Source organism: Luteibacter sp. P1_D3, from assembly GCF_056406135.1.
On sequence record NZ_JBFUAT010000022.1, the window covers coordinates 44,532 to 61,107 of the forward strand.

A 16,576-nucleotide genomic window follows, 5' to 3' on the forward strand; every position below is an offset into this window, starting at 1 on the left:
CATGGGCGCTCAACTCTTCGATCACGTCTTGATGCCGGTGATCTACATCCTGGCGATCGTGTTGCCGCTGGTCATCGGCGTCGCACTGTACGTCTGGTGGGAACGTAAGGTGCTCGGCTGGATGCACGTCCGCATGGGGCCGAACAAGGTCGGTCCTGCCGGTCTGCTCCAGGCCTTTGCCGACGTCGTCAAACTGCTTCTCAAGGAAGTGGTACTGCCGACCAACGCGAACCGCGCGCTGTACTTCCTCGCACCGATGCTGGCCCTGGTGCCCGCGCTCGCCGCGTGGGCCGTGGTGCCGTTCGGTCCGGAAGTCGTGCTCGCCAACGTCAACGCCGGCGTGCTCTACCTGCTCGCGATGACCTCCATGGGCGTGTACGGCATCATCCTCGCCGGCTGGTCCTCGAACTCGCGCTACGCGATGCTCGGTGCGATGCGCGCCGCGGCGCAGGTGATCTCGTACGAACTGTCGATGGGCATGTCCATCGTCTGCGTGCTGGTGCTGACCGGTAGCCTGAACCTCTCGGYGATCGTCAACGCGCAGTCGGGCAACTTCTTCACCTGGWACTGGCTGCCGCTGCTGCCGGTGTTCGTCATCTACTTCGTCTCGGGCGTGGCGGAAACCAACCGCGCCCCGTTCGACGTGGCCGAAGGCGAATCCGAAATCGTCGCGGGCTTCCACGTCGAATACTCCGGCTCGCCGTTCGCGCTGTTCTTCCTGGCCGAATACGCCAACATGATCCTGGTCAGCTTCCTGACCTCGATCTTCTTCATGGGCGGCTGGCTGTCACCGTTCCCGGAAAGCTGGGGCCTGATCGGCCACGGTGGTTTCCATTGGCTCTTCATCAAGGCCTTCTTCTTCGCCTTCCTGTTCCTGTGGTTCCGCGCGAGCTTCCCGCGCTACCGCTATGACCAGATCATGCGTCTCGGCTGGAAGGTCTTCATCCCCATCACGATCGTCTGGGTCCTCGTCGCCGGCTGCATGAAGTATTTCGGCCTGGTCCACGTTGGCACGGGAGCCTGAACGCCATGACCCGCGTAACCCACTATTTCAAGAGTCTGTTGCTCATCGAGCTGTTCAAGGGCATGGGCCTGACCATGCGCTACATGTTCAGCCCGAAGTACACGATCCGTTATCCGTTCGAGCACATCCCGAAGTCGAACCGCTTCCGCGGCCTGCACGCCTTGCGCCGTTACGCCAACGGTGAAGAGCGTTGCATCGCCTGCAAGCTGTGCGAGGCGGTGTGCCCGGCGCTGGCGATCACGATCGACTCCGCCCCGCGTCCGGAAGATGGCCAGCGCCGTACCACGCGCTACGACATCGACCTGTTCAAGTGCATTTTCTGCGGCTTCTGCGAGGAGAGCTGCCCGGTGGATTCCATCGTCGAGACGCACGTGCACGAGTACCACTTCGAACATCGCGGCGAGAACGTAGTGACCAAGGCCCAGCTGCTGGCCATCGGTGACCGCTTCGAGCAGGACATCGCTGCCGCCCGCGCGCAAGACGCGGCTTACCGCTGAGCGCCCGGAGAATCACGCGATGAATACCGATCTGCTTCAACTCATCTGTTTCTACCTCTTCGCCGCGGTGGCCGTCATCGGTGCGCTGATGGTGATCACCGTGAAGAACTCGGTCCACGCCGTGCTCTCGCTGGTGTTGACCTTCTTCAGCATGGCCTGCGTCTGGCTGCTGGCCGAGGCGGAGTTCCTGGCCGTCGCCCTGGTCGTCGTCTACGTCGGCGCGGTGATGGTGCTGTTCCTGTTCGTGGTCATGATGCTCGACATCAAGCAGGAGGTCGTCCGCGAGGGCTTCATCCGCTACCTGCCGGTCGGCATCGTCGTCGCGGTGGTCATGCTGGTCGAAATGCTGGCGATGATCGGCGTGAAGGCCATGCACGCCCACACGCTCGGTCCCAACCCGGCCGGTAACTCGAACGTCGCGTGGCTGGGCCAGGCCCTGTACACCGACTTCCTGCTGCCGTTCGAAATCGCCGCCCTGATCCTTACCGTGGGTATCGTCGCCGCCGTGGCCCTGACCCTGCGTCAGCGTACCGGCGTCCGTCACCAGTCCGCGGCGCAGCAGGTCGAGGTCCAGGCTACCGACCGCGTTCGCGTGATCAAGGTCGCCAGCGAACAGATGGCTTCCGTCAGCCCGGCTCCGGCCCCGGTTGTCGACCCGACGCAGGAGAACGCCAAGTGATCACGCTTTCCCATTACATCGTCCTCGGCGCGATCCTCTTCTGTATCGCGGTCGCCGGACTCTTCATCAACCGCAAGAACGTGATCGTGCTGCTCATGGCGATCGAGCTGATGCTCCTGGCGGTGAACACCAACTTCGTGGCCTTCTCGCGCTTCTTCGGCGATGTCGGCGGCCAGGTCTTCGTGTTCTTCATCCTTACCGTGGCCGCAGCGGAATCCGCTATCGGCCTGGCGATCCTGGTCCTGCTGTTCCGTAATCGCAGCACGATCAATGTCGCCGAAATCGACAGCATGAAGGGTTGATCCGATGAGTCTCTCGCTTTCAATCCTGCTGACGATCGCACTGGCCCCCCTGGTCGGCGCGATCCTGGCCGGCCTCTTCGGCAAGCTGATCGGCCGGGCAGGGGCGCACACCGCGACCATCCTGGGCGTGGCGATCGCCTGTGGCCTGTCCTTCTACGTCCTCTACCAGCTGGTCTGGGGTGGCGCGCAGAACTTCAACCAGGACGTCTACACCTGGTTCGAGATCGGCCGCTTCCACGCCTCGGTCGGCTTCATGATCGACCGCCTCACCGCCATGATGATGGTGGTGGTGACCTTCGTGTCGCTGCTGGTGCATCTGTACACCATCGGCTACATGGCGGAAGACCCGAGCTACCAGCGCTTCTTCAGCTACATCTCCCTGTTCACCTTCTCGATGTTGATGCTCGTCATGAGCAACAACTTCATGCAGCTGTTCTTCGGCTGGGAAGCGGTGGGTCTGGTGTCGTACCTGCTGATCGGCTTCTGGTACAAGCGCCCGACGGCGATCTTCGCCAACCTCAAGGCCTTCCTGGTCAACCGCGTGGGCGACTTCGGTTTCCTCCTCGGCATCTCGGCGATCCTGTATTTCCTGGGTACGCTGGATTACCAGACGGCCTTCGACCACGCTCCCGAGCTGGTCGGCAAGACGCTGCAGATCACCCAGAACCATGCCTGGGACGCCGCGACCGTGATCGGCATCCTGCTGTTCATCGGTGCGATGGGCAAGTCCGCCCAGGTCCCGCTGCACGTGTGGCTGCCGGACTCGATGGAAGGCCCGACCCCCATCTCCGCGCTGATCCATGCGGCGACGATGGTCACCGCCGGTATCTTCATGGTCGCGCGCATGTCGCCGATCTTCGAGCTGACCGAGGGTGCGCTGTCCTTCATCCTGGTGATCGGTTCGACCACGGCGCTGTTCACCGGCCTGATCGGCATCGTCCAGAACGACATCAAGCGCGTCATCGCGTACTCGACGCTCTCGCAGCTCGGCTACATGACGGTCGCGCTCGGCGTGTCCGCTTACAGCGGCGCCGTGTTCCACCTGATGACCCATGCCTTCTTCAAGGCGCTGCTGTTCCTCGGCGCCGGCTCGGTCATCATGGGCATGCACCACGAGCAGGACATGCGCTACATGGGCGGCCTCGGCAAGCACATGAAGATCACCTGCATCACCATGTGGATCGGTTCGCTGGCACTGGCCGGTACGCCGTTCTTTGCAGGCTTCTACTCGAAGGACGCGATCATCGAAGCCGTCGGCGAGTCGCATCGCTGGGGTGCGGGTTACGCCTACTTCTGCGTCATGGCGGGCGTGTTCGTCACCTCGTTGTACAGCTTCCGCCTGCTCTACATGACCTTCCACGGCAAGGAGCGTTTCCGGGTCGAGGCAAAGGCGCATGGCCACGGGCATGATGCCCACGCCGTTCACAACGATGCTCATCACGACGATGCGCACGGCGCGCACGATGTGGCGCACGACGACGATGACCACCACGGCACGCCGGGCGTGCTCGAGCATGCCCCGCACGAGTCGCCGTGGGTCGTCACCGTTCCGCTCGTCCTGCTCGCGATCCCGTCGATCATCATCGGTGGTCTCACGGTCGGTCCGATGCTGTTCGGCGACTGGTTCGGCAAGGCCATCCACGTCAATGAAGCGAACGACGTGCTCGCCGAACTCGGCCACGAGTTCCACGGTGCGATCGCCGCAGGTCTGCATGGCTTCATGCAGGCGCCGTTCTGGCTCGCCTTCGCCGGCTTCGCCGTTGCCACCTACATCTACCTCTTCAATGTCGCGCTTGCCGGAAAGATCAAGAACGCGCTGAAGCCGGTATACAACCTGCTCGACCACAAGTACTGGATCGATGAACTCTACTTCGCGGTGTTTGCGAAGGGTGGCGTGAAGCTGGGCGAAGGCCTGTCGAAGGTGGGCGATACCGCCATCATCGACGGTGCGATCGTCAACGGCTCGGCCAACCTTGTGCAGCGCATCGCCGGTGGCGTCCGCCGCCTGCAATCCGGATTCCTCTTCCACTACGTGTTCGCCATGATCCTCGGCCTTATCCTGCTCTTGGGCGGATACTGGCTGATCGGGCAATAAGGGAAACGAGCTCTATGTCGAATCACTTGCTCAGCCTGCTGATCTGGCTCCCGGTCGTCGGCGCCATCCCGGTGCTGCTCGCCGGGACCGGTCGCCCCGGCCTTGCCCGCTGGATCTCGCTGCTGGTCGCGGTTGCTACCTTCGCCGCCAGCCTGGCCCTCATCCCTGCCTATGACGCCACCACGGGTACGATGCAGCTCAACGAATCGTTGAGCTGGATTCCGTCCCTGGGCATCAACTACTCGCTGGCCGTCGACGGTATCTCGGTCGCGCTGATCATCCTCACGACCTTCACCCAGATCCTCGTGATCGTGGGTGCGTGGGAGATCATCCAGAACAAGCCGCATCAGTACATGGCGGCGATGCTGCTGCTCGAAGGCGCCATGATCGGCGTCTTCTGCGCGACGGACGCGATGCTGTTCTACGTGTTCTTCGAAGCCATGCTGATCCCGATGTTCATCATCATCGGTATCTGGGGTGGTCCGCGCCGTGTCTACGCGACGCTGAAGTTCTTCATCTACACGTTCTTCGGCTCGATCTTCATGCTGGTCGGCCTGCTTTACCTCTGGCACAAGACCGGCGGCAGCTTTGCCATCGCCGACATGGCCGCCGTGCACCTGACGCTGACCGAACAGAGCTGGCTGTTCTTCGCCTTCCTGCTGGGCTTCGCCATCAAGGTCCCGATGGTGCCGGTGCATACCTGGCTGCCGGATGCCCACGTGGAAGCGCCTACCGGCGGTTCGGTGGTGCTGGCGGCGGTGATGCTGAAGATCGGTGGCTACGGTTTCATCCGTTTCAGCCTGCCGATCGCGCCGGATGCCTCGCAGCACTACGAGTGGCTCATCGTCGTCCTCAGCCTGATCGCGGTCTGCTACATCGGCTACATCGCACTCGTCCAGCAGGACATGAAGAAGCTGGTGGCCTATTCGTCCATCGCGCACATGGGTTTCGTCACCCTGGGCATCTTCATTGCCTTCATCCTGGTTCGTGAGACGAACAACCCGGATGCCGCCCGCCTGGGCATGCAGGGTGCGATGGTCCAGATGATCTCGCACGGCTTCATCTCCGGCGCGATGTTCAGCTGCATCGGCGTCCTGTACGACCGCATGCACACGCGTCAGATCAAGGACTACGGCGGCGTCATCAACGTGATGCCGATCTTCGCCCCGTTCTACGTGCTGTTCGCCATGGCCAACAGTGGTCTGCCCGGCACGAGTGGTTTCGTCGGCGAGTTCATGGTCATCCTGGCCGCGTTCAGTGCCAACCCGTGGATCGCGCTATTTGCCGCGTTCACCCTGATCATCGGCGCGGCCTACACGCTGTGGATGGTGAAGCGCGTGCTCTGGGGCAAGGTCACGAACCACCACGTCGCGGAACTGAAAGACGTCAACGGTCGCGAAATCTTCATGCTGAGCGCGTTCGCCGCCGGTGTGCTGCTCTTCGGCATCTGGCCGGAGCCGCTGGTCCACCTGATGGATGCGTCGGTTGCTCGGATTGTCGAGCAGCTGGCCATTACCAAAGTCTGAGCGGGAACTATCCATGCCGAGTATCAACGACATCCTGATCCTGCTCCCCGAGATTTATCTCGTGTTGGCAGCCTGCGTGCTGCTTCTTCTGGATGCTTACCTCAAGCCGGGCCAGAAGGGCGCGGTGCATTGGCTCTCCATCCTCGTCCTGCTGGTTGGCGCGTACCTCGTCGTCAGCGGCCAGCCGGCCTCGCCGGTCAGCGCCTTCGGTGGCATGTTCATCCGCGATGGCGTGGCCGAAGTGCTGAAGGTGTTCTCGCTGCTGATCACGGCGATGATCTTCGTCTACGCGCGTCCGTATCTTAAGGAACGCGCGATTCCGTTCGGCGAGTTCTACACGCTGACGATCTTCGCCACCGTCGGCATCATGTTCCTGGTTTCGGCCGGCAGCCTGGTCACCGTGTATCTCGGCCTCGAACTGCTGACGCTGTCGTCCTACGCCCTGGTCGCGCTCAACCGCGATTCGAGCCTCTCGTCGGAAGCGGCGATCAAGTACTTCGTGCTGGGCGCACTGGCCTCGGGCATGCTGCTGTACGGCATGTCGATGGTCTACGGTGCCACCCACAGCCTCGACCTGCACACGATCCACGCCGCGATCGTCGGTACCGAGTGGAAGACCCTGCTGCTGTTCGGCCTGGTCTTCATGATCACCGGCATCGGCTTCAAACTGGGTGCGGCGCCGTTCCACATGTGGATCCCGGACGTCTACCAAGGCTCGCCGACCGCCGTGACTGTGTTCATCGGTTCGGCGCAGAAGCTGGCCGCCTTCGGCATGGCCTACCGTCTGCTCTCAACCGGCATGGGCGACGCCGCCGGTGGTGCCACGGGCCTCGCCCCGCAGTGGCAGCTGATGCTTGCCGTGCTGGCCGTGCTCTCGCTGGCGATCGGTAACCTCGTCGCCCTCGTGCAGACCAACCTGAAGCGCCTGCTGGCCTATTCGACCATCTCGCACATGGGCTACCTGCTGGTCGGCTTCGTCAACGGCGGCCCGGAAGGCTACTCGGCATCGATGTTCTATGCCGTGAGCTATGCGCTGACCAGCGCCGCGGCCTTCGGCATGATCATCGTGCTGTCGCGCTCGGGCTTCGAGTGCGAAGAGATCGATGACCTGAAGGGTCTCAACCAGCGTTCGCCGTGGTTCGCTTTCCTGATGCTGCTGGTGATGTTTTCGCTGGCCGGCGTGCCGCCGCTGTTCGGTTTCTACGGCAAGCTGCTGGTGCTGAAGGCGGCTGTGAACGCGGGTATGTTGTGGCTGGCCCTGGTGGGCGCGGTCGCCGCGATCATCGGTCTGTACTACTACCTGCGCGTGGTGAAGGTCATGTACTTCGACGCGCCGGTCGAAGGCACCGATGTTCGTGCCACCGCCGATGCACCGGCTCGCTGGGTGCTCTCGCTCAATGCACTCGCGCTGCTGGTACTGGGCTTTACCTGGTCGCCGCTGCTGGCCTGGTGCCAGAAGGCCTTCGCGGGCTGAGCGTCGGACACGTCGTTACGAGAAGGGCGCGGACGTTGGTTCGCGCCCTTTTTTTTCGGGGGTACGTGCTGATTGTTGATTTATCGTTGCAGAATGCTTGCAAGAATCTAGCCACCTCCGTATACTTGSCGRCTCTGATGCGGGGTGGAGCAGTCTGGCAGCTCGTCGGGCTCATAACCCGAAGGTCGTAGGTTCGAATCCTACCCCCGCTACCAGTTATTTCTGAAAARCGCGRACCTCACGGTYCGCGTTTTTTTTTGCTCTGTCTCAGCTCTTGCCGACGCAAGGGTCCATGATGGCGACTTACTCTGAAGGCGACACCATGGAAACGATCTACGTAGTGCAGGGTTTCAAGACCGGGAAACGCGGCAGGACCGAAGCCATGACGCCCCTGTCGTTCAAAACGGAATCCGAGGCGCGCCGCAGGGCCGTGAAAATGGGTGAGACCTGTCTTGGCGTGATCGCGTTTGCGCAGGCAGCGAACCCTGAGACGGGCGACTACGCGGATCCCATCATGCTCGAGAGCATCGGCGCCGTACCCGAGATGTAATGGCATACGAGGCGAGAGCATGAGCCTGGTGACAATCGTTGCTGCCAACCTGACGACCACCGGCGTGGGCTTGCTTATCGTCGTGGTCTCGTTGAACCGGCTGCTCGGCATGCTGTGGCCGTTCGCACTCGTCGTTCCCCTTATACCGGTGTTCCTGCTCGCTTACTCCGGCTACCCCGATGCGGTGTACCTGTTGAGCTATCTGCCGATCGGCGTGGCGATCTACGTCCGGAAGAAGGTCGGCACGTTTCCCCGGGATTTGTCCTGAGGTCAGGCGTTGCCTTGGGGCTGTCACGAAAACATCGTCCAATAGGCCTTCTGTAAGCTGTTTCTAAGGTCAGGCAATGTGAGCGCGACCGCCATGGACCCCGTGATCCCATCTTCCCGGGCCCTCAGTCCTGCCGCCTTCGCTGTCGCCCCGTTGGTTGCCATCCTCTTCGCGATCGCCACGCCGTTCGTCGTGCCGGATAGCCCGGTGGCGCCAGACGAGGCGGTGATGCATTTGCCGCTCACTGCGATGTTCGGGGCTGCCTACGGCTACGGCGCCATGCTCCTGGTCGGCGTCCCCGCAGCGATCGTTTTGCGTCGTGTAGCGAGACCCTTTGGCGCCGCGTATGTCCTGGCTGGTTTGCTGACAGGAGCGGCCGCGGGGCTACTGTCCGGATGGAGCGGCCTGGTGGTGGCCTGGGGCAGTGTCGCCGGTGCCGCCACCGGACTGGCCTTTCTCGGCTTGAACGTCGGCATGGCACCCGATGCGGATCCGTCCGGCCGCTGACACCCCGTCGGAGCAGCCGCAGCAGGATGCGGGCCTAGTCCGCCGTCTCCGCCACGAAACGGTTCCTGCCTGCGTGCTTGGCGCGGTAGAGCGCACGGTCCGCGTGGGTGACCACGCCATGCATCTTCTCGGGCGCACGCGTCGCCACGCCGATGCTGACGGTAACGCGGCTATCGATGCCGTTGATGTGCTCGAGCTGGGCGTCATAGACCACGCGGTTCATGCGCCGGGCAACGACCTGGGCGCCCTCCTGATCGGTTCCCGGCAGCAGAACCACGAATTCCTCGCCACCATACCGGGCGATGAAATCCGTCGGGCGCCGCAGCGCACCGGCGAGCAGGCGGGCGACCGAGCGTAGCGCGACATCGCCTTCGGGATGGCCGAGCGTGTCGTTGAATGTCTTGAAGTGATCGATATCGATCATCAGCACGCTGAGCGGGCGTTGCTCGCGCACGGAAGCTTTCGTTCGTTCGTCCAGGGCCTGGTCGAAAGCGCGGCGGTTCGGGATGCCGGTGAGCTCGTCCAGCAGGGACACGCGTTCGACGGTGGACAAGGCCTCGGCCAGGCGATCGCGGGTACGGGCAAACCAGAACTGGGTCTGGGTGACGCGCACCACGTAGGCGAGCATGGCCAGAGCGAGCACGCTGCGGCCAAACATGCCTTGCCGCTCGGTGATGCCCAGGCTGAGGGCGAAGATCGCAGCTAACAACAAGCCAGGGGCCAGGCTCATCGATAGCTGGCGAGCCCAGGCATGCCGGATCGGTACAAATGGCCTGGGTGTGGCATTCGCGTGAAGCAGGCAGATAAGGGCGATGAAGGGCACCGTTGGCAGGACATCGGCGATGCGCTGCAGGGCGATCGCAGCCGGGTAGAGCTCGTCGTGATTGTGTATGCCGACACAGATCGCATACAGCGCCAGGAAGGCGGTACCGATCCCGAAAAAGCGACGGTCGCCTTCGTTGGGCGCCGTGAGGTAGCGCACCAGGAACGTGCCAAGCAGAAAGAGGTTCTCGACGTCGAAAGCCACGACGACCCAGTCCATGTCTTCCGTCTTGAGGAAGCCGTTGCTGTCAGTCAGGTCGCGTACGCCCAGGTAACAGAGCACCACCAGCAGGATCAGCAGAATCCCGTCGACGACCCGGCGCGGATGCGAGGAGGGCTCATCGGATGTGGTGACTGCGGCGTAGAGCAGGGGGGCGCCGTAACTGACGAAGAGGACATACGTCGAAACGAGGTTTTCGTCCGTCCCCGATCGTGCAATGGCATAGCTCATGCCCGCGATCCAGCAGCCGATGCCGAGTGCGAGGCAAACCATGTAGCGTCGGTCGTAACCTGTCTTGCTCAGGCAGAGCACGACATAGGCAAACGCGAGTACGGCGGAGAAAAGCATCGCGAAGTCGGCCAGCTCGGGCGTCTGCGCGTGGACGGCCGAAGGGATGAGCAGGTGCACCACCGGCAACGCCGCGACCAGCGCGACGTAGATCACGTAGTGACTGAGCGGTTGCCTGACCATGCCTCATCCCCAAATGCGGCGGTACCCGGCCCCATCCTGACACGATCGCAGGGACGTGCCAAAAAAATGCGGCGCCGAAGCGCCGCGGAAAGCCAATGATCCGGGGGAGGGCCATTGGGATGGGACGAGGGACACATTAGGGGGATTTCATACGCCCGTCTGTCGGCCCGTGCCTACACGTTTTCGGCGCCTCACGACGGCGTCGCTTGGTTCGGTCAGAATTCTCAAGTTAATGCTTGATATTCCTGCCACCTTGGGCGTTTGGCCTTCCCAAGGAGCGACACGACATGGCGGTTACATCGGATATCACCGTTCGTTACGCGTCGTACGTCGACGTGGTCCAGGCGACGCCAGACGAGCGCATGGAAAGGGTTCGCCGCGGTTTGCCGCCAGCATGGCTTGCGCAACTGGCGCATGACCTGCGCGTGCCCGATCGCGACCTGGCGCTCTATCTCGGACTCAACCGCGCCACGCTGCGGCGGCGCGTCGTCGACGAGGAGCGGCTCAGCATGCAGGAATCGGAAGGTCTGATGGCGATGGCGTCACTCGCCGGAAAAGTGATCATGGCGTGTCGACAGCCATCGGTGGAACGCGCCATCGTCGCGGAGCCGCTCGCCTGGCTGGGTCGCTGGTTGCGCACGCCGGTGACCGGCGCCGAGGGCCGTCCGGCACCCATTCAGTACATGGATGTCGCGGAGGGCAGGGCGGTCGTCGCAGCGTGGCTGGCGGCGACGCTCAGGCCGGAAGGGTCGCCCTGAGCTTTCATCGCGGACACGCCATATCGGCAAAAACGCAAGAAGATGCTGATGCGTAAGCATCGACCGATCCTCCTGAGCCGCCTGAAAGTGGGGCGGCCGGAAAAACTCGGTGTCCGTTTTTGCGGTACCCGTCACGACAGCCCGTCGGCCGGCTTGAGAACACACCCCCCGGAAAGCGTAGCGAAAGATTCGCGTCGCATGGCTGAAAGCGAAACAGGGGAGCAAGACGCGGAATGGTGGGGAGATCGTGATTTCCTGCGCTTTATCGACCACAGGGCAGGGACTACGGGGAACCGGCGGGGAACGTGCCGCTTAGCCAGATCGCCAGCGTGTCAGGGCTTCCGCCTTGGCGGAGGCAAAAACGGGCTAACGAAGGATCACACATGAAGATCGATGCTTTTGCTTTTGGGGTTACGCGCAAGACAGCTTTGACCATGGCCATTGCACTGGCGATGACCTCCCTTTCCGCGCACGCGGAAGACGCATGGGTTTCCACACATACCAAGGCCGCGATGCTCCCCGTCGCCGCACCGCAGGCGCTTGCTGCGAGTTCCACGGCGTCGACGCCGGTGGCCAGCGGTTACGCACTGAACATGACAGGCTCGCCGCACATCGAAGGCGCGGCCGTTACCGCACTCGAAGCCGATCACCCGCTGCACGTCGTGGTCAGCCTCAAGCTGCGCAATCCCGACCAACTGCAGACTTTCCTCGCCGGCGTGACCACGCCAGGCAACGCGCAGTACGGCAAGTTCCTCTCGCCCGCGCAGTTCAAGGCGCAGTTCGGTCCGACGCAGGCACAGGTCGACGCGGTCGTCGCGCACCTGCAGCAGGCGGGCTTCAACAACATCGAAGTGGCGCCCAACAACCTGCTGATCTCCGCCGACGGTAACGCCGGCGCCGCGACGACAGGCTTCCACACGTCGATCAAGCGTTTCAGTTCAAATGGCCGCGAGTTCTTCGCCAACGACACCCCGGCACTCGTTCCGGCGGCGCTCGGCGACGCCGTCGGTTCGGTGCTCGGTCTGCAGAACGTGTCGGTCAAGCACACGTTGCACCATGTCTATCATCCGGAGAACGTCACCGTGCCGGGCCCGGCGTCGAGCACGCAGGCAGCCGCCGCTGTCGCGGCGCATCACCCGCAGGATTTCGCCGCCATCTACGGCGCGAGCGGTGTGCCGGCAGCGACCAACACCGCCGTCGGTATCATCACCTGGGGCTCGATCACCCAGACGGTTACCGATCTGAACAGCTTTACGTCGGGCGCGGGCCTGGCCACCGTCAATTCGACGATCACCAAGGTCGGCGGCGGTACCTTCGCCAACGACAACGACTCGAACGGTGAGTGGTCCCTCGATAGCCAGGACATCATCGGCATCTCCGGTGGCGTAAAGCAGCTGATCTTCTACACCTCGCCCAATGGCGACTCGAACTCCAGCGGCATCACCGATGCGGGTATCACCGCGACATACAACCGGGCGGTGACCGACAACATCGTCAAGCTGGTCAACGTGTCGCTCGGCGAAGACGAAACGGCCGCCGAAGAGTCCGGCACCCAGGCAGCGGACGACGCGATCTTCCAGCAGGCTGTGGCCCAGGGTCAGACGTTCTCCATCGCCTCGGGCGATGCGGGCGTCTACCAGTGGTCCACCGATCCGACCTCCGGTTCGCCCGGTTATGTGGCCAACTCCGCCGGTACGGTGAAGATCGATCTCACCCATTACTCGGTCAGCGAGCCGGCGAGTTCGCCGTACGTGATCCAGGTCGGCGGCACGCAGTTGTCGACCAGCGGAACGACGTGGTCCGGCGAAACCGTGTGGAACGAAGGCCTCTCGGCCATTGCGCCGAGCCAGGGCGACAACAACCAGCGCCTTTGGGCGACCGGTGGCGGCACCAGTCTCTATGAGACTGCGCCGTCGTGGCAGTCCGTCGTGTCGAGCTCGACCAAACGCGTGGGTCCGGATCTTGCGTTCGACGCCGCCTCGGCATCGGGTGCGTTGATCATCATCGCTGGCCAGACCGAGCAGGTCGGCGGTACCAGCCTGGCTTCGCCGTTGTTTGTCGGTGCGTTCGCGCGTATCGAATCCGCCGCCAACAACGCCATCGGCTTCCCGGCGTCGAAGTTCTACGGTGCCTTCCCGACGCAGACGTCGCTGCTGCACGACGTGACGTCGGGTAACAACGGTTACCAGAACCACGGGTACACCGCCGCCACGGGCTTCGACGAGACGACGGGCTTCGGCAGCTTCGACATCGGCAAGCTCAACACCTACGCGCAGGCCAACTGGGTCACCGGTGGCGGCGGTGRCACGAACGTTCCGCCAGTGGCGAACTTCAGCGTCGCGACCAGCGGCCTCACCGCGACCTTTACCGATAGCTCGACGGATAGCGACGGCAGCATCGCCTCGCATGCCTGGAACTTCGGTGACGGCAGCACGTCGACGGCGACGAGCCCGAGCCACACGTATGCGTCGGCCGGCACGTACACGGTCAGCGAGACGGTGACCGATAACGCCGGTGCCACCAATGCCAAGAGCTCGTCGGTGACAGTCACGTCCAGCGGTGGTGGCGGTGGCAACACGCTGCAGAACGGTGTGGCGGTGACGGGCCTCTCGGCCGCGAAGAACGCCAAGCTCAACTACACCGTGGCGGTTCCCGCGGGCGCGAAGAGCCTGAAGATCGTCATCTCGGGTGGTTCGGGCGATGCCGACCTCTACGTGAAGTTCGGCTCGGCACCGACGACGTCGACCTACGACTGCCGTCCGTACGTGACCGGGAACGCGGAGACCTGCTCGTTCACGACGCCGTCAACGGGTACGTACTACGTGATGCTCAATGCCTACGCCGCCTTCTCGGGCGTGTCGCTGAAGGCTACCTGGACCAACTGATCGTGGTTTGAGTGAGGAAGAGGGCGCCCCTTCGCAAGAAGGGGCGCTTTGTTTTTTTGTGGGAGCCGATTCATCGGCTCGTACAGGGGGCTATGGCGTGAATTGTCCGGCAATGGGCCCGCCTGGGCCTCTCCCTCTTGCAACCGCTGGCGGAAAATGCGATCCATTCCCCACAGAGGATGCTCGCCATGACCGCTTCCGACACCGCCCTGATCGTCATCGATGCCCAGGAATCCTTTCGCCAGCGCCCTTACTGGCGGGAAGACGACGTGGCTACCTATATCGACCGCCAGCAAGCCCTCATCGATGGCGCGCGGATGGCCGGTATGCCCGTTGTCCGTATCTTTCACGTGGAGGCGAGCGGTCCGTTCTCCGAAGCATCCGGTTTCGTGACCACCCTCGCGCCTTTGCACATCGACCCCGCGGTCACCTTCCGCAAGCAGCGGCATAGCGCCCTGGTTGGTTCCGGACTCGATGTATGGCTGGTCGAGCACGGCATCCGTCGCGTCATCGTGTCGGGTATCCGTACGGAACAGTGCTGCGAAACAACCACCCGACATGCCTCGGACCTCGGTTATGAGGTCGACTACGTGGGCGAGGCGACACTAACCTTCCCCATGACGGATCGCACCGGTCGCGAGTGGAGCACTGCCGAGATTCGTGCACGCACGGAACTCGTGCTGGAAGATCGCTTCGCGCGCATCGCCACGGTCGAGGAGGCGCTCGCCGGCGCGCTTCGCAAGGTCGCCTGATGAAACGTGCCGCACCTCGTATTATTCCCGTTTTCGTCGTGCTGCCGCCGCGCGTGCTGCTGCTCGATGTGGCGGGACCGATCGAAGTGCTGCGCAAGGCCAACCTCGAGCAGGACGACGTGCGTTTCGACGTCCACTTCGTCGGACCGGCACGCAAGCTCGGTAGTTCGATCGGACTGGCGGTGACGGGCATCGCGCCCTTGCCGGCGCGTTTGCCGGACGGCGCCATGCTCGTGGTTCCGGGGCATGCCGATGTACCACTGGGTGAACCAGTCACCACGGCCGCGCAGAACGACCACTACGAGGCGGCGATCGTGGCCTGGCTGGGGCGTGTGGTCCGGCCCGGCATCCGGCTCGTGACGATCTGCTCCGGCGCCTTGCTGGCCGGGAGGGCGGGTCTGCTCGACGGCTTCGAATGCACCACGCACCACGGATGCGTCGCCGAACTCGCGCACGACGCACCCGCCGCACACGTGCGGGAGAACCGGCTTTACGTTGTGGACGGGGAGCGGATGACGAGTGCTGGCATCACTGCCGGTATCGACCTGATGTTGCATGTCGTTGCCGGTGAAGTAGGTCCGGGATGTGCATTGACGGTTGCCCGGTTTCTTGTCGTGTACCTGCGCCGGGCGGGAGGCGATCCGCAGCTGTCACCCTGGCTGGAAGGGCGCAATCACGTGCACCCTTCGATCCATCGTGCGCAGGACGCGGTCGCCGGCGATCCGGCGCGCGACTGGACGGTGCCGTCGCTGGCGCGCGAAGCGGCGACCAGTCCGCGCCACCTTTCGCGGCTGTTTAATGAACACGCAGGCATGAGTGTCACCGATTACGTGAATCGCATGCGGGTCGCCTTGGCCAGTGAACTGCTCGCCGGCTCGCGACTCGACATGGAAGCGGTCGCGGAACGCTCGGGTTTTGGCTCCGCTCGCCAGTTGCGAAGGGCCTGGGGACGGTTGCATACCGAACCGCCGAGCCGGTCGCGCGACGCGCTCGCCTGATCGTCAGCCGAAGAGGTGCCGGTGTGCACCATTCGCGTACCACTCGACCACGCGATCGGGAAGCAACGGTTCCACACTCATGCCGGCGGCGATGAACATGTCCAGCGTATCGATAAGTGCCCGGCGCAGGCGTTCGGCACCGGGATCGTCCGGCGCGTTGTGCGCAGCCCAATCGAGCGTGTCGACGACGCGTGCGGACCAGTCGTGGAGGCGATCGGCGCGTTCGTCCAGGTAAGCGCGCAGCCAGGGAACCAGGCTTCGGTCCAGTGTCAGGCCCTCTGCGTGGGCGATATCATCGAGTAGGGCGGCAACGTCCGCATGAACGCCCCGATACCATTCCGTATGGCCAGCGGCCGATACCGGCACGACGAGGGGTGCCACGGCCCGCTGCTCGGAAAACGTCTCGATCAGCCGTCGTTCGATACGCCGCGCGTGGACCACGCGCTCGGCGTCGAGGAGCAGCCCGCGCTCGAGATCGAAGAAGTCGTAGAAGCGGCGGTGCAGGGTGCTGAATCGCGTGAAGGGATCACGCGAGAAGCCGACCTTCAAAAGGTCCTCGTCCCGGCACGGCAGAACGTAGACATACGCCTTGCCGCGCGACGCGAAGCGGGGGTAGGGGACATCGTCTTCCATCGGCCAAGTATGACCCCATGACGACCGCATTTATCTGCGGCAAGGAATGTGCGCGGGGACCGTGACACCGTCGTGGCATCGTTGCATGATCGGCTCCCTATTCATGGACCGGTGG

The 16,576-nt window shown here is 63.4% G+C and carries 16 protein-coding genes and 1 tRNA gene; 15 read left to right on the plus strand and 2 right to left on the minus strand.

From position 1 onward, the window contains the following. The first annotated feature begins 1 nt into the window (after nt 1). The 11 genes from nuoH (at nt 2) to AC1DYM_RS14680 (ending at nt 8,922) form a co-directional block, all read left to right on the plus strand. Nucleotides 2–1,024 carry an NADH-quinone oxidoreductase subunit NuoH gene (gene nuoH / locus AC1DYM_RS14630; protein WP_477339499.1) on the plus strand — a complete coding sequence of 341 codons (1,023 nt, stop codon included), beginning with the start codon at nt 2–4 and terminating at the stop codon, nt 1,022–1,024. 5 nt (nt 1,025–1,029) lie between these two features. Further along, nucleotides 1,030–1,521: an NADH-quinone oxidoreductase subunit NuoI gene (nuoI, locus tag AC1DYM_RS14635; protein ID WP_046968717.1), complete on the plus strand. Its 492-nt coding sequence runs from the start codon at nt 1,030–1,032 to the stop codon at nt 1,519–1,521. 19 nt (nt 1,522–1,540) lie between these two features. After that, on the plus strand, nt 1,541–2,200 hold the full coding sequence (locus tag AC1DYM_RS14640; RefSeq protein ID WP_477339501.1) for an NADH-quinone oxidoreductase subunit J: 660 nt from the start codon (nt 1,541–1,543) through the stop codon (nt 2,198–2,200). Continuing rightward, entirely contained in the window at nt 2,197–2,502 is a 306-nt protein-coding gene (gene nuoK, locus AC1DYM_RS14645; protein ID WP_036112219.1) for an NADH-quinone oxidoreductase subunit NuoK, read from the plus strand. The genes AC1DYM_RS14640 and nuoK overlap by 4 nt, the downstream gene beginning before the upstream one ends. 4 nt (nt 2,503–2,506) lie before the next feature. Continuing rightward, nucleotides 2,507–4,597 carry an NADH-quinone oxidoreductase subunit L gene (gene nuoL / locus AC1DYM_RS14650; RefSeq protein WP_477339503.1) on the plus strand — a complete coding sequence of 697 codons (2,091 nt, stop codon included), beginning with the start codon at nt 2,507–2,509 and terminating at the stop codon, nt 4,595–4,597. Between the two features lie 14 nt (nt 4,598–4,611). Beyond that, nucleotides 4,612–6,123 carry an NADH-quinone oxidoreductase subunit M gene (locus tag AC1DYM_RS14655; RefSeq protein ID WP_046968714.1) on the plus strand — a complete coding sequence of 504 codons (1,512 nt, stop codon included), beginning with the start codon at nt 4,612–4,614 and terminating at the stop codon, nt 6,121–6,123. Between the two features lie 13 nt (nt 6,124–6,136). After that, a complete protein-coding gene (gene nuoN / locus AC1DYM_RS14660) occupies nt 6,137–7,597 on the plus strand; it encodes an NADH-quinone oxidoreductase subunit NuoN (protein ID WP_477339505.1) in 1,461 nt (486 codons plus the stop codon). Between the two features lie 138 nt (nt 7,598–7,735). Next, nucleotides 7,736–7,812, plus strand: a tRNA-Met gene (locus tag AC1DYM_RS14665). Between the two features lie 107 nt (nt 7,813–7,919). Continuing rightward, nucleotides 7,920–8,147: a hypothetical protein gene (locus AC1DYM_RS14670; protein ID WP_477339507.1), complete on the plus strand. Its 228-nt coding sequence runs from the start codon at nt 7,920–7,922 to the stop codon at nt 8,145–8,147. Between the two features lie 19 nt (nt 8,148–8,166). After that, a complete protein-coding gene (locus AC1DYM_RS14675; RefSeq protein ID WP_477339509.1) occupies nt 8,167–8,415 on the plus strand; it encodes a hypothetical protein in 249 nt (82 codons plus the stop codon). A gap of 78 nt (nt 8,416–8,493) precedes the next feature. Then, entirely contained in the window at nt 8,494–8,922 is a 429-nt protein-coding gene (locus tag AC1DYM_RS14680) for a hypothetical protein (RefSeq protein WP_477339511.1), read from the plus strand. Nucleotides 8,923–8,956: 34 nt separating this feature from the next. Here the strand turns inward: AC1DYM_RS14680 and AC1DYM_RS14685 are convergent, their stop codons facing one another. Next, entirely contained in the window at nt 8,957–10,435 is a 1,479-nt protein-coding gene (locus AC1DYM_RS14685) for a GGDEF domain-containing protein (protein ID WP_477339513.1), read from the minus strand. 287 nt (nt 10,436–10,722) lie between these two features. Here AC1DYM_RS14685 and AC1DYM_RS14690 point away from each other — a divergent pair, with 287 nt between their 5' ends. The 4 genes from AC1DYM_RS14690 to AC1DYM_RS14705 all read left to right on the plus strand — a co-directional run bounded on the left by AC1DYM_RS14690 (nt 10,723) and on the right by AC1DYM_RS14705 (nt 15,828). After that, complete coding sequence (locus AC1DYM_RS14690; RefSeq protein WP_477339515.1) at nt 10,723–11,193, plus strand: antitoxin Xre-like helix-turn-helix domain-containing protein; 471 nt, start codon at nt 10,723–10,725, stop codon at nt 11,191–11,193. Nucleotides 11,194–11,576: 383 nt separating this feature from the next. After that, nucleotides 11,577–14,078, plus strand: a complete 2,502-nt coding sequence (locus tag AC1DYM_RS14695) for a protease pro-enzyme activation domain-containing protein (protein WP_477339517.1) — start codon at nt 11,577–11,579, stop codon at nt 14,076–14,078. A 188-nt stretch (nt 14,079–14,266) separates the two neighbouring features. Beyond that, nucleotides 14,267–14,830, plus strand: coding sequence for an isochorismatase family protein (locus AC1DYM_RS14700; RefSeq protein ID WP_477339519.1), 564 nt, complete (start codon nt 14,267–14,269; stop codon nt 14,828–14,830). Next, nucleotides 14,830–15,828 (plus strand): GlxA family transcriptional regulator, encoded by a 999-nt coding sequence (locus tag AC1DYM_RS14705; RefSeq protein ID WP_477339521.1) that lies wholly within the window; start codon nt 14,830–14,832, stop codon nt 15,826–15,828. The genes AC1DYM_RS14700 and AC1DYM_RS14705 overlap by 1 nt, the downstream gene beginning before the upstream one ends. Before the next feature lie 3 nt (nt 15,829–15,831). Here AC1DYM_RS14705 and AC1DYM_RS14710 read toward each other — a convergent pair whose 3' ends face one another. Continuing rightward, nucleotides 15,832–16,461 (minus strand): GIY-YIG nuclease family protein, encoded by a 630-nt coding sequence (locus tag AC1DYM_RS14710; RefSeq protein ID WP_477339523.1) that lies wholly within the window; start codon nt 16,459–16,461, stop codon nt 15,832–15,834. Between the last annotated feature and the right edge of the window lie 115 nt (nt 16,462–16,576).